11 protein-coding genes are annotated in these 13012 nt (G+C 55.9%); 3 read left to right on the forward strand and 8 right to left on the reverse strand.

From position 1 onward, the window contains the following. Positions 1 to 1296 carry a hypothetical protein gene (locus tag HEQ72_RS11610; protein ID WP_168023003.1) on the forward strand — a complete coding sequence of 432 codons (1296 nt, stop codon included), beginning with the start codon at positions 1 to 3 and terminating at the stop codon, positions 1294 to 1296. A 60-nt stretch (positions 1297 to 1356) separates the two neighbouring features. Here the strand turns inward: HEQ72_RS11610 and HEQ72_RS07420 are convergent, their stop codons facing one another. The 5 genes from HEQ72_RS07420 to HEQ72_RS07440 all read right to left on the reverse strand — a co-directional run bounded on the left by HEQ72_RS07420 (position 1357) and on the right by HEQ72_RS07440 (position 9528). After that, positions 1357 to 2592 (reverse strand): acyl-CoA reductase, encoded by a 1236-nt coding sequence (locus tag HEQ72_RS07420; protein WP_168023004.1) that lies wholly within the window; start codon positions 2590 to 2592, stop codon positions 1357 to 1359. After that, a complete protein-coding gene (locus tag HEQ72_RS07425) occupies positions 2540 to 3619 on the reverse strand; it encodes an acyl-protein synthetase (RefSeq protein ID WP_168023005.1) in 1080 nt (359 codons plus the stop codon). Before HEQ72_RS07425 ends, HEQ72_RS07420 begins: the two co-directional genes overlap by 53 nt. Beyond that, entirely contained in the window at positions 3616 to 5028 is a 1413-nt protein-coding gene (locus HEQ72_RS07430) for an AMP-binding protein (RefSeq protein WP_168021021.1), read from the reverse strand. Before HEQ72_RS07430 ends, HEQ72_RS07425 begins: the two co-directional genes overlap by 4 nt. A gap of 274 nt (positions 5029 to 5302) precedes the next feature. Beyond that, complete coding sequence (locus HEQ72_RS07435) at positions 5303 to 8383, reverse strand: efflux RND transporter permease subunit (RefSeq protein WP_168023006.1); 3081 nt, start codon at positions 8381 to 8383, stop codon at positions 5303 to 5305. Next, positions 8380 to 9528, reverse strand: a complete 1149-nt coding sequence (locus tag HEQ72_RS07440) for an efflux RND transporter periplasmic adaptor subunit (RefSeq protein WP_168021025.1) — start codon at positions 9526 to 9528, stop codon at positions 8380 to 8382. Before HEQ72_RS07440 ends, HEQ72_RS07435 begins: the two co-directional genes overlap by 4 nt. Before the next feature lie 185 nt (positions 9529 to 9713). Here HEQ72_RS07440 and dcm point away from each other — a divergent pair, with 185 nt between their 5' ends. Continuing rightward, a complete protein-coding gene (gene dcm / locus HEQ72_RS07445; RefSeq protein WP_322099499.1) occupies positions 9714 to 10832 on the forward strand; it encodes a DNA (cytosine-5-)-methyltransferase in 1119 nt (372 codons plus the stop codon). Next, positions 10822 to 11283, forward strand: a complete 462-nt coding sequence (locus HEQ72_RS07450; RefSeq protein ID WP_322099238.1) for a very short patch repair endonuclease — start codon at positions 10822 to 10824, stop codon at positions 11281 to 11283. The genes dcm and HEQ72_RS07450 overlap by 11 nt, the downstream gene beginning before the upstream one ends. Here HEQ72_RS07450 and HEQ72_RS07455 read toward each other — a convergent pair. The 3 genes from HEQ72_RS07455 to HEQ72_RS07465 all read right to left on the reverse strand — a co-directional run bounded on the left by HEQ72_RS07455 (position 11280) and on the right by HEQ72_RS07465 (position 13007). After that, the gene (locus HEQ72_RS07455) at positions 11280 to 11459 is read right to left on the reverse strand and encodes a hypothetical protein (protein WP_168021027.1); all 180 of its coding nucleotides are present in this window, start codon (positions 11457 to 11459) and stop codon (positions 11280 to 11282) included. The two genes, HEQ72_RS07450 and HEQ72_RS07455, sit on opposite strands and share 4 nt — an antisense overlap. Before the next feature lie 443 nt (positions 11460 to 11902). Then, positions 11903 to 12301 (reverse strand): 3TM-type holin, encoded by a 399-nt coding sequence (locus HEQ72_RS07460; RefSeq protein WP_066133103.1) that lies wholly within the window; start codon positions 12299 to 12301, stop codon positions 11903 to 11905. Between the two features lie 136 nt (positions 12302 to 12437). Then, positions 12438 to 13007: a hypothetical protein gene (locus HEQ72_RS07465; RefSeq protein WP_168021286.1), complete on the reverse strand. Its 570-nt coding sequence runs from the start codon at positions 13005 to 13007 to the stop codon at positions 12438 to 12440. Positions 13008 to 13012 lie beyond the last annotated feature (5 nt).

The raw sequence follows: 13012 nt of genomic DNA on the forward strand, positions 1-13012 counted from the left end.
ATGGTGGTGACCACTGAGTCTTCGGATTACGATCTGTCGGTCCTTCCCCGCCCCGGGGAGGACTGGCCGATCGGAACCCATTTTGTCACAGTGCCGGATCTGGAGACGGCGCGTCGTCTGTTTGGCTCGCCGGATCATGCGGTCCGTGTACGCAAGAGTGCATTGTTCTATCGCGGGATTGAAGCGCGCCAGCGCCTTCCCCAGGGGATGCATGACCGTGGCGAGGAATATGCGATCGCGGATGGCAGGCTGCATGAAGCGGACCGTGCCGGGCTTGCCAACCATCTGCCCCTGCATGTCAAGGTGATCCGTCTTTCCTACAAGCGACTTGCCCAAGGTGAGATCTGGGATGTCAGTGTCCGTCATGGACAGTGGCCCGGCCTTGATTACATGGAAGAGCTGTATGTCTTTGTGCACGTTGATCACCTGGTCCTGGAGGAGGGGGCCAGGATTACCGTTTCAGGCAATGTCTTGTTTCTGGTGTGCGGCACGCTGGAACGTGTTGATCCGGTCAGCTCCTGGCAGGACGTCGCCGAGGACAGGTACGATATTGCGGTTCTGCCAACGCCTTTCTCGGTAGACCGGCAGCTGAGTCCCAATACAGGATGCCCTGGTGTTGACGGGTTACCCGGGGATGACGGTGTTCCTGGTATGTCTGTCGAGGTCGAGGGATCTCTCTTTGGTCCGGTCCCGGTTCATGTTCCCGCGCAGTGTCATGCCGGGGATGGTGGGTCCGGTCTGGACGGAGGCCATGGTGTGCGTGGCCGTAATGGTGGCATGTGCAAGGTAGCCGATATACGGATTGCGCGGTTGGTGGGGTGTGACTCTCGTCCCCTGCGTATCTTTTCCCGTGCTGGGTCTGGTGCTCTAGGGGGGAGCGGCGGGCAGGGAGGGCGCGGTGGTAACGGTGGGCAGGGTGGTAACGGCATCAAGTCTCTCCGTGTCTTGCGGCCTTCCGGGGACGGGGGTGCCGGTGGTCACGGGGGGCGTGGCGGTCATGGCGGACAAGGCGGAAACGGTGGGCTGTCATCCAATATTTTTGTCCAGGTTCCGGTGGGAACGGTGATCCGGTCCCTCTCTTTGCCGTCTTTGGGGGGGCCGGGTGGTTCACCGGGTTCGGGTGGATTGCCGGGGCTTGGTGGTGCGGGGGGAAGAGCACTGCCCGGTATTGCTCCCGGGCGTCGGGGATGTGACGGACTTTGGGGTGCTGACGGGTTGCCCGGGCGTCCAGGCCGGTCGCGACCGGGGGCGGGTATTTTTGTGATTGAGTGCGACCGTTTCGGTCCAAGTTTCTGACAGCGTCCTGCATGCCCCAGGACCAAGGGATGCTCTGACCGGAACCGTTCGCTGCGGTCTTTATCTCACGTGAACAATGCGTGAGAGCTCTGCCACAATATTGAAACCATCCCAGAGCACATCCATGTCCAGGGCCTGCCCGACAGGCACAATGCGGCTTATCCCGCAGATACCATGGCGCAGGGTCCATTCCTGCATGGCCGATGGTGTGATGCCGAAGTACGTTAAGGTCTGTACTTTCGGGGACAAGGACGGGGCAAGATCATCAAGGTGATGAATGTGCGTCTGGAAGAAGAAGCCACCTCGACCGCTTTCTGTCTCAAAGCACAGGGGAACGGTTGGCAGGTCCAGTACAGAAAGGGTAATGCCGTACGGCTGGACCGCCTGGATGTCCGGGCGTATCGCCAGGGCTTTCAGGACAGAGGTGGCTTTGCTGACAGCCTGTTCGGCGCGCAGTGTGTATGACCTGTCTGTTATGTGATGTTCAAGGGCATTCCAGAAACGCTGTGGACCTCTTCCTTTGCCGCACCAGATGACATAACGGGGGGAAGAGCATGCGTTCTGGTCCATTGTGTATGCGTCGTTGAAGAACGCACGGGCAAGTGCAGCCAGATCATCGTCTTCCAGCTTGGCAACGGCATCGGAATCCATGATGCACAGGGACAGGCGATCAGGGAATACAACATCAACGCAGTCCGGTCGTGTCGGCAGGGACCGGATGTGCGTGACAGTTGAATCGCCGCCCCAGATCATGCGGGCTGCACAGACACGTGACAGTGTGGCGGTTAAATCCAGATCCCTTGCATAACGGACGATGGCAAAGCGCCTGGCCATGTCTTGATATGGAGATACGCTGACAACATCATTCAGAATGCGGCACAGGATATCGATCTCTTCAAATGGGCGTGACGGAGCTCGCACGATGTTCACGTTACCGGCCAACAGGCCAAAGGCTAGCGAGAAGGCTGTGTTGATGGGAATATTGCCGGGTGCAATGTGTAGTGTCAGGCCGCGCCCAAGGCGTAGTCTGGAATCATTGCAGAGTTTCTGTGAGGCCTTGATGCCTGCAGGCCGACACCAGAAAGCAAACGTTTGCAGGTCGGGTTTCTTCTTGGCTTGCGGATCAAGACGCAGGGCCTTTGACAAGGCGCCGAGGAATTCGCAGACAGGCGGTGCGAATGGTGGAAGACACGTGTCATGCAGGTCACGATTCCCGGCCAGCAGATCAACGGTAGATCCCTCATCAAGAAAGGGTATCGCTGCATCCTCTGGCTTCAGCGTCCTGGACTCGTCCATGTACAACAAAATATTTCCCCTTTCTCCCGCACGGACAATCATCTTCCCCAAGAATCGTGGCTTCATCTTCTGTCAAAAGACTATGACCGGGATAGCTTTCGGGCAAAGCGGAAAAGAGCTGAAGCAAACCCCGTTCGTTTGATGCGCACGGCTCAAGATGCGCATTCCGCACCAGGACATCCGAGAACAGGGACGGATGCAGATAGTGTTGCTCACATTCAAGAAAGATGGAGCCTGTTTGTTCGACAAGACCATAGTAATTATGGACAGAACGGATACCGGTTGTTTTCTCAGCCAGTGCACGAAATGCCCTGGCGCTGATCTGTTGGTCGGCCATCTTCTTCCACCCACCACCATGGATCAGGATACCTTTCCCCAGATCAAGGCGCATACCCTGTTCCTCAAGGCACTTCAGAAATTTTGAGAATACAAGGAAGGTGAGGCCAAAGACAAAAACAGGCTGGTTACCATAACGGGCTTCAAAGTCCTTCAGGGCATTCAGATCGGTCATTCCCTGTTTGTCCAGGGCATACGTGATGGGGCGCCCAAAGAGTGAAAATCCGGTTGTAGCTGCTGTGCGCGCTGATAATGCATCCGCACCCCTTTGTGCGGATTGTGAGTCGATGATCAGCATGGGCATCCGTTCCAGCCCCGTAAAATTCACTGTAATGTGGGTAAGGACTTTCGTTTGTCGTATGATTTCAGCATGATCAAGAGCAATGCGCGAACGTGTATGACCGGTTGTTCCTGATGACAGCAGGGTCTTCTGGACCTGGTTCCGGGGAACACTTTTCAGATCCAGTTCCTTGAAGAGGCGAACCGGCAAGAAGGGAACGTGCTCCAGAGAGGGATGCTTTTCCGTCTGGTCCGGGAAGAAAGCCATCATTTTTTTGTAAGACGGGCAGTGTTGCATATGATGGTGTGTCAACCACGACATGCGTTCCAGAAAGAGGGTCTCTCTTTGCGGACGAGCCAGTCCGTAGGGTGGTTCGTCAAAGAAAGTATCAAGGGGCAAGGGTGTGATCATGGCACAGCCTGGCTCATAAGGGTGGAATAATCCGTTTTCCCTGACTCGAGACGGGGAAATGCGGGGACTGCATGAACGAAGATCCCCTTGTGATGCAGGCTTGTTACAGATTGCAGGAATGCGGCTACATCCCTAGCCTTGTCCGCGTCTGTAATAAAAACACATAGTCTATCGTCATGGCCACTGCATGCAGCGTGATAGCCGGCCTTTTCCAGAAGATGTTCTGTTTCGTCCAGGCTGACCCTGTGCCCGAATATTTTCAGGAATCGCTTCTTGCGCCCGATAATACGCAGGAATCCATCACTGTCGCGGCAGGCGATATCCCCTGTGTGCAAGGTCCCTTTGTGGCAATCTCCCAAGGTCAGGTCATTTGCAGATTGTGCCAAGCCAAGTGAGACATTGGGGCCTTGATAGACAAGCTCGCCTGGCTGTTCCGGTTCCTGTATCGGATTCCCGGCTTCATCAATCAGGAACATGCTTCCCCCGGGGATCGGAATACCGATGGTATGTCCCTTGGATGGCATGGCATCCCAAGGGACGCAGGACATGCGCGCAGTTGCCTCCGTCTGTCCATACATGACCCGGAACTGTCTGTCGTTTCTTGCGCATGACTGTACAAATGACTGGATATCGTCTGGATCCATACGTCCCCCGGCCTGTGTCAGCAGACGCAAGGCGGGTAAGTCCATCGTGTCAAGGCGCAGACGCTTCAATGTCTGGTAAATAAACGGCACGCCACCAAAGTTTGTGACGCGATGCTCCTGTACGGCATGCCAGAAAGCAGGTGTAACCACCGCGTTCTCTGTCACAAAAACAGATGCGCCGACAAGAAGATGGGAATGAATGATTGACAGTCCGTAGCTGTAGCTGAAGGGCATTGTGGTGATCGCACGGTCAGACTCTTTGAGGTCGAGAGATTGTGCAATTGATGCCGCATTACTAAGGATATTATTGCGTGAAATCCGGACGAAAGACCGGCTTCCTGTTGATCCTGATGTTGTGAGAAGAAGGGACAGTTGATCGTGCATTGCGGGGCTTTCTCCCCGGTGCATCAGGACATAGCCGTTTCTTTGTTGTACGATCCTGGTGTGCCCGAAGGCTGATGCATGATCCAGTGGACAGAGGATGTAACCCGGGTTCAGGCGGTTCGTAATGTCTACAAGATGGTGCTGTGATACGGAGTGATGCACCAAGGCTGGTACGGAATTTGCGCGCATCAGCCCGATATACGCAATAACAGCTTCCGGGCAATTCTGGCACAGAGTCAGGACAAGGCTGCGCCCTGCAACGGCATTTGCCCAGAAGTCAGTCTGAATAGAAAGGTCGTGGTATGACACTTCACCGCCATCTTCAGACAGAAGAGCAATTCTTTGTTGATGCAGATCCAGATCAGAAAATAAATCCTTCATGCGCAACAGTATCCTTGGAGCATAAAGAAGGCCCCCAATCCCCATGTCATACGCTGCACGTATGCAAGGCTATTGCTCCCCTATTCAGTTTATTATGACATGGCCTCTTGGTCCGGCGAACGTAAAGTTACATCAGTTATGATGCGGTGGTGCCGGATCTGTCAGAATCTTAAGATCATATTGAAACCGCTGCCTTGATTGTGTCGGAATACTACCCGTACTTTTTTTCCAACCACGAGAACACGCCATTATAACTGGCAGAGATTAATGAGAATTATGCCTTTGTGTTGTATGCAGTCCATCCGGTCCGAAGCCGTTCCATATACAGATAGATAACCGGGGTGATGTATAGGGTCAGTGCCTGGGAAACAATCAAGCCACCGACAACGGCAAGCCCCAGCGGTTGCCGCAGTTCAGCGGCGGCGCCATAGGCTGCGGCAATGGGCAAGGTGCCGACAATCGCTGTCATAGTGGTCATCATGATCGGGCGGAACCGTATCAGGCAGGCATTTTCGATGGCATCGCGGGCAGAAAGCCCCTCGATACGTCGGGCGTCCAGCGCGAAATCAATCATCATGATGGCGTTTTTCTTGACGATCCCGATCAGCATCAAGAGACCGATCATGGCAATAACGCTCAATTCGACATTGAAAAGCATCAACGTTGCCAAGGCCCCGACCGAAGCCGAGGGCAGGCCGGACAAGATTGTCAGTGGGTGAATGTAGCTTTCGTACAGTATGCCCAGAACGGCATAGATAACGAGAATCGCCGCGCCCAGAAGAAGGGTTTGGTTCTGCATGGACTCCCGGAATATTTCTGCCGTCCCTGAAAAACTGGTGCTGACCGAGGCTGGAAGACCAAGGGTTTGTTCCAGGGCCCGGATGGCCGTAACGGCATCCCCCAGTGCAGCACCCTGTGCAAGATTGAACGAGAGTGTGACCGCCGGGGTTTGCCCCTGACGGTTAACGCTCATGGGGCCGGATGTTCGTTCCAGTGTCGAAAAAGCCCCCAGTGGGACCAGCTCCCCGCCATTGGCGCGTACATGAATGCGTGACAGGCTGCTTTCGTCTTGCTGGAAGCGTGGCTCCAGTTCCAGGATGACGGCATAGTCGTTGCTGTCAGTGTAAATGGTGGAAATTTGCCTCTGTCCAAAGGCGCTGTAGAGCGCCGCACGAACAGCATCAACCCGGATCCCCAGCAGGGCTGCCTTGTCCCGATCTATGTTGACAAAAACCTGTGGGTTGGACAGTTCCAGATCACTGGCAACATCAACCATATGCGGGTCTACACGCATGGCTTCTTCCAGGCGTGCGGACCATGCATACAGCTCTGTACTGTCCAGGGCCTGGATCGTGTATTGATACTGGCTTTTGGATGTTCGTCCCCCCAGCCGCAAGTTCTGGGTTGGAACCATGAAGACGGAGATACCAACCTCACGCGCAACCTGACGCCGCAGTTCCGCAATAACGGTTTGTATGGGGGGCCGTTCACCGCGTGGGCGCAGACTGACGAACAGGCGGCCGGAATTTATGGCCGTTGTTGCTCCGCCCCCGACAGCGGATGTTACCCCGCTGACAGCAGGATGGGCGCGTACAATCCGGGCAATGCGGGAATGGGCTGTGACCATGGCCGGGAAGGCGATGTCTTTTGATGCTTCTGTAATGGCGACAAATTGCCCGATATCTTCTTCGGGGAAGAAGCCCTTGGGAATCGTGACAAACAGAACCAGCGTCAGGATTACGGTTGCTGCGGCAACGCCTGCGGTCAGGCGGTGATGCTGCAGGCACCACGACAGGGACCGGGCATAGCCGGCTTCCATCCAGTCCAGTGCACGGGACAAGGTTTGCCCCAGCGGGCTTTCCTCGCGCTCCAGGTCATGGCGTGTCAGCAGGCGGGAACATAGAAAAGGTGTCAGTGTCAGGGATACCAGGGCCGATATAACCAAGGCCATGGTCACGACGACAGCAAATTCATGGAACAAACGCCCCAGTACACCGCCCATCAGAAGGATGGGAATAAAGACAGCCACCAGGGACAAGGTGATGGAGACAATGGTAAACCCGATTTCGCGTGAACCTTTCAGGGCGGCTTCGAAGGGCGGTATTCCGGCTTCGATATGACGGACAATATTTTCCAGCATCACAATGGCATCATCCACGACCAGACCAACCGAAAGGGTCAGAGCCAGAAGTGAGATGTTGTCGATGGAAAACCCCATAAGGTGCATGCCTCCTGCTGTGCCCAGAAGGGACAGGGGGACGGCTACGGCGGGAATGATGGTGGCCGTGGTCCGGCGCAGGAACAGGAAAATGACCAGAATGACCAGGATGATGATCAGAAGCAGGGTGAACTGGACATCATCCACCGCTTCACGGATGGATTGGGCCCTGTCGCTGACAATATCAATTGATACCGATGGGGGGAGCCGTGTGCGCAGATCCGGGAGGAGCCTTTGTATATCGTCAACAACCTGCACGGTATTGGCGTCGGGTTGTCTTTGAACGGCCAGAACAATGGCCCGGTTGTCATTATGCCAGCTGGCGGCGCGATCGTTTTCCACGCTGTTGCTGACTGTGGCCACATCGCCAAGGCGAATGGGTGCTCCTTTGCGAACCGCAAGGATCAGGTTCCCGAAGGCTTTTGCATCAGGGAGTTGGTCGTTGGACGTCAGAATCAGCTGTCGGGAATCTCCGGACAGAATGCCGACAGGAGTATTCGCATTGGCTGCGGCGACCGCTGTTTGCAGATCATCAAGAGTCAAGTTCCGTGCGGACAGGGCATCAGGGTCAGCCTTGATCCGGACAGCATATTTCTGCGAGCCATAAACCAGAACCTGTGCCACCCCAGGCAGGGCAGAAATACGCGGCTGTACAACGGACTCTGCATACTCGTTGATATCGGGCAAGCCGACCAGCGGTGAGGACAGGGCCAGAATGGCAATCGGGGAGTCTGCCGGATTGACCTTGCGCCAGGTCGGCGGTGTTGTCATATCGTCTGGCAGGCGGCGCTGGGCCCTGGATATGGCCGCCTGGATATCCTGGGCGGCCGCATCAATATTGCGGTCGAGGACGAATTCCACCGACAGGCTGGTGCTGCCATTCCGGGAGCTGGAGGTGATAGTGCGGATGCCTGCGATGGTGGAAAACTCACGCTCCAGGATGGCTGCAACGGATACGGCCATGGTTTCAGGGCTGGCACCGGGCAGGGATGCGCTGACACTGATGACGGGGAAATCCACATTGGGAAGGGCTGCGACCGGAAGCTGCCGCCACGCAGCCAGCCCGGCCAAGACGACACTTAGCGACAGCAGAACCGTCATGACCGGGCGGCGTATGAACAGTTCGGATATGTTCATGGTGCAGCCTTCCCGTTATCCGGCTTATCCGGATCCTGCTCGAAGACCGCAGATCCTTCCACCAACCGCGATGCCCCCTGTATGACAACACGTTCACCGGCGCTCAGGCCCTTGTCTATAACAGCAAGACCATCAAGACTACGTGCGACATTGACGGGGCGAGCTGCTACCGTTTTGTCTGCACTGACCACAAAAACATACGGCCCTCCCTGGCTTGTCAGGACAGCCGTATCCGGAATGGTCAGGGCATCGTGGTCCACGCGCAGGGTCAAGGTGATACTGACCAGCTGTCCGGGCCACAGCTGTGTCTCTTCATTGGGGAACCGGGCTTTGAGCATGATAGTGCCGGACTGACGGTCGACTTTGTTGTCAATAAACACCAGCTTGCCGGTGACCGGGGAGGATGAGTCCTGCGGGGTCGTGGCAACAACATCCAGGGGTGCACGGCCCTGGCCATATCGAACGATCCCCAGAAGAGATTCCGGCAGGTTGAAGGATACCTCTATCGGGCGAATGGCGGTCACCGTTACCAAGGGATCGGTGTCCGATGGACGGACGCTGGACCCGGGTCGCACGGAAACAGCCCCCGTATAGCCGCCCATCGGAGCAACAATCCGGGTATGGTCTAGGGCAACCCGTGCGCTTTCAATGGCAGCCATGCCGGCATTGACCGTTGCCTGCAGGGCATCAACTCCGGCAATGGCGGCTTCATAGGCCTGGCGCGATGTGGCCTGGTGACGGACCAGGTCGGCGTAACGGCGGGCATCGCCCTGTGCCTTGCCCAGTTGTGCCCGGTCACGGGCCAGGTTGGCTTCGGCTTCGGCTAGTTCTGCTTTCAGGGAACGGTCATCCAGGGTGAACAGCAGCTCTCCCTGCCGGACTTCTTGTCCTTCGGAAAAATGGATAGCCTCGACCACGCTTTCAACACGGGTCCGGAGATCAACGCGGGCAACCGGAAGGGCTGTGCCTGGAGCTGAGAAAAGGTAAGGCACAGAACGGGTGTCGGCTATGGCGGTCAGCACTGGTACAGGGCGTGCGGCCCGGGCGTTGTCTGCGGATCGTCTTTCTTTTCCTGCCCACCAGACATAGCCGGCCAGGAGCAGGGCCAAGGCAAGAAGAATATGAATGGTCTGGCGTGGCATCATGGCTCCGGCGGAATGAGTATCGTGCTTGAAAATAATAGGTTGAATCTAGTTTGCGATTGTTCGCATTTCAATGTTCCCGTCTTGCATAGAGTAACGGCAGGTATTATGCCGCGTGACCCGTCTCTTGTAACGGAGGCCCTGTACTGCCAGTCTGTGGGGACAGACAGCGGTCAGGGGGGCCGATTGTGTCATCTTTTCAGGCTTGCCGTGGTAATCTGCGGCTAACCCGTGGTGTGCCTGCGTTCCGGTTTATTGATCTTTTCGCCGGTATCGGGGGCATGAGGCGCGGCTTCGAGGCTATTGGTGGTGCGTGTGTCTTTACCAGCGAGTGGAATCGTTACTCACGGGAAACATATCAGGCCAACTTTGGATGCGATGACCATCCTTTCGAGGGTGATATTACGGCTGTTTCTGCGGCGCAAATCCCTGAACATGATGTTCTGCTGGCAGGATTCCCGTGCCAGCCCTTCTCCATTGCCGGTGTTTCGAAAAAGAATGCTCTCAAGCGTCCCCATGGTTTTGACTGTCAGACCCAGGGCACGCTATTTTTCGAGATTGAACGTATCTTGGCCACCCATCGTCCGCGTTTCTTCGTGCTGGAGAACGTCAAGAACCTTGTGTCGCATGACAAGGGAAGAACGTTTGATGTTATCCGGACATCCCTGACCCGCCACCTTGGATACCACATTGTATGGCGTATTCTTGATGCGCGTCCCTTTGTTCCACAGCACCGCGAACGTATTTTTATGATCGGTTTTCGTGATGGTGGAGAGGATTTTGATTTTCAGGCCATGCCGATGCCGATGCCGGATCGCGATCGGTGGCCAACCATGGCTGACATTCTTCATCCTGAAGATGGAACCGAGACCCCGGATCCACCCTATACCGGTCCGGGTGGTGCGGTGGATCCACGTTATGTCCTGTCATCGCGCCTGTGGGTATATCTACAGGACTATGCGGCCCGTCACCGGGCCCGGGGCAATGGCTTTGGGTATGGCCTGGTTGGACCGGGCAGTACGGCCCGAACTCTTTCGGCCCGCTATTACAAGGATGGTTCGGAAATACTGGTGGCCCGTCCTTCCGGCTCTCCGCGCCGTTTGACCCCGCGTGAATGTGCTCGTCTGATGGGGTTTGACAGCCCGGGATGCGCCGATTTTATAATCCCGGTATCGGATACCCAGGCCTATCGCCAGCTTGGCAATGCTGTCGTTGTGCCGGTGGTTCAGGCGTTGGCCCGCTACCTGTCCCCGTGGATTGTCGGGGCGTGTGCGCCATCTTGTATAGAGGAGGCCGGTGTTGGTTGATTGCGTCGACAAGGCAACCCGAAGCCGCATGATGGCTGGCATAGGCAGTCGCAACACGGCTCCGGAACGTGTGGTACGCTCTGTCCTTCACCGTCTTGGGTTTCGCTACAGGCTGAATGACAAACGTTTGCCGGGGACACCGGACCTTGTTTTTCCCCGTTATCGGGCGGTGATCATGGTTCATGGTTGTTTCTGGCATGGACATGACTGCGCGCTGTTTCGTCTTCCCGCTACGCGCACAGCCTTCTGGGCTGGGAAGATCGAGGGAAATCGCACACGTGACCAGAGAGTACAGCGGTGTCTGGTCGAAGCAGGCTGGAGAGTTCTGACGATTTGGGAATGTGCCCTGAAAGGGCGGTTGCGTCAGGACCCGGGCTATCTGGCCGGGCAGGTGTCCCGATGGTTGCGCGATGATCTGTCGTGTCACGCCATCCGGGGCAAGCAGGGCTAGGGCCTGAGCTTGATGTGTATGCCCCGCGTGGGCTTTCCGAACAGGATCGCCAGGATGATCAAGGCGGGTATTGCAATGGCCAATCCAATGAGCAACCCACCGACAACCAGCGCAATACCCCCTAGGATCACCGCAAGAACCAAGGCTGCCGCAAGAGCGCGGAGTTTTTCCTTCATGATTTATATCCTGTTGTCTGACGGGTAGCGGGAAGAGCGTTCTCTACTTGCTGATGCCTGTTGTGTCCAGAGGCCGAAAGTGCAGTCCCATGGGTGCCCGTCGCCGGAAATAGAGTGTACGCCCTTGTTGCAGGATATAGCGACTGGTCACGTTGCGATCCCAATGTATCCAAAAACGCGCTGTTTAACGTATCCCAAACCCGGAGGGGGCAGAAGGGGTCCCGTTAATGCATTGTTTTTAAAGCAAAAACCCCCGCGACATGTTTCAGTCGCGGGGGTTTTTATGGCGCACCCGGAAATCTCCTAACCAAAGCAGGAAAAATACCAATGCATTGATAAACAACAACTATTTCTGTGGCCTTTGTTGAATGTATCCAGAAAAGTAACCAATTAAGTATCCAAAAATGTATCCTTTTTTCGGAGTCGCAGGGTTGCCGGGAATCTCATGTGACGCCTCTCATCTTCTCGACTGTTCTGAGGCTTGCGACTCCCAGCATCGTGAAAATGAGCTCCATCAGCATACTGTCGAACTGCGGTAACGGTGGGAGAGCAAGACCAAATGCAGATGCTGCCCAAAAGAACAGCGGCCCCACAAAAAACTGGAACGCAAGGGCGCAGCCGCATACCCACCCGATGAAGGGCCGCCAGCCGCCCCGGAAGCTGGAGCCACTTGCGGCTTCAATCTTGTTAACCTCATTTTGTGACCGCGCGGCTTGTTCAGCTGCCTCAATCAGCTGCCGTTCCATATCGATCTTTATTTTTGCTGCTTCTGCAGAATTTGGGATAATGCGGTCCAGCAAGCCGCCAAGAATAGGCAGGAGCGCTGTTACAACTGGCCCCATGATGAGAATCTCCGTTCAATACGTCCACACCAAAGGACGTGGTGCGTGGAACTCTGTTCCACACAGGTCAAGATGGATAAAGGTGGGTGCGATTCCGATGCCGGTAAAACCGCAGGAACAGGCGGATACCCGATCATCATTTGTCTCTTAATGTTCGTGCAGAACCAGTAGAGCCGCTTTCCAGAAGCGCGATTTGCCAGCCGCCATGACCATTGCCAAAGTCCGTGATACTGGCTGTGACCGCCAGAATGGATCCATCGGGGCGCTCTACACCAAGGGAGCGTTTTGCACCGACCATGCGCAATGCATTGTCTCCGTGTCTGTCGCGCAAGTATGCACCCAGTTCATGACGTAGAACGGCGGCATCCTGTTCGGTCAGTAACAAACCAACATCGGCTCGATAGGCTGCATTCCATGGATGTCCGGCCAGCTTCTCGGCCTCACGGTTATAGACACGCACCCTGTATTTCCTGTCGATACAGATAATTGGTATGGGCAGCCCGGAATCCTTGATGTCAGCTTCTCTCCAGAGGCGCTTGTCAATGTGCTCGACATTGCTGATTTCCTGCGCAGAGCAGCCGAGACGCACGAGCACCATGTCGATCAGCCGTTGTCGTCTTGGCCAGAAGGCAATCATGACCAGAACAAACGCGCTGGCCGCCAGCGCCCCCCGCCAATCGGGAGGCACCCAGTTAATGATCTCCATGAAAT

The organism is Haematospirillum sp. 15-248 (assembly GCF_012102665.1).
Classification (GTDB): Bacteria; Pseudomonadota; Alphaproteobacteria; order Rhodospirillales; family Rhodospirillaceae; genus Haematospirillum.

Excerpts from the sequence above, each read along its gene's own strand:
- HEQ72_RS07455 (WP_168021027.1), bottom strand. The coding sequence starts at position 11,459 with ATGAAGGAAAAACTCCGCGCTCTTGCGGCAGCCTTGGTTCTTGCGGTG.
- HEQ72_RS11610 (WP_168023003.1), top strand. The coding sequence starts at position 1 with ATGGTGGTGACCACTGAGTCTTCGGATTACGATCTGTCGGTCCTTCCC.
- HEQ72_RS07420 (WP_168023004.1), bottom strand. The coding sequence starts at position 2,592 with ATGGACGAGTCCAGGACGCTGAAGCCAGAGGATGCAGCGATACCCTTT.
- HEQ72_RS07425 (WP_168023005.1), bottom strand. The coding sequence starts at position 3,619 with ATGATCACACCCTTGCCCCTTGATACTTTCTTTGACGAACCACCCTAC.
- HEQ72_RS07460 (WP_066133103.1), bottom strand. The coding sequence starts at position 12,301 with ATGGGGCCAGTTGTAACAGCGCTCCTGCCTATTCTTGGCGGCTTGCTG.
- HEQ72_RS07435 (WP_168023006.1), bottom strand. The coding sequence starts at position 8,383 with ATGAACATATCCGAACTGTTCATACGCCGCCCGGTCATGACGGTTCTG.
- HEQ72_RS07440 (WP_168021025.1), bottom strand. The coding sequence starts at position 9,528 with ATGATGCCACGCCAGACCATTCATATTCTTCTTGCCTTGGCCCTGCTC.
- HEQ72_RS07465 (WP_168021286.1), bottom strand. The coding sequence starts at position 13,007 with ATGGAGATCATTAACTGGGTGCCTCCCGATTGGCGGGGGGCGCTGGCG.
- HEQ72_RS07430 (WP_168021021.1), bottom strand. The coding sequence starts at position 5,028 with ATGAAGGATTTATTTTCTGATCTGGATCTGCATCAACAAAGAATTGCT.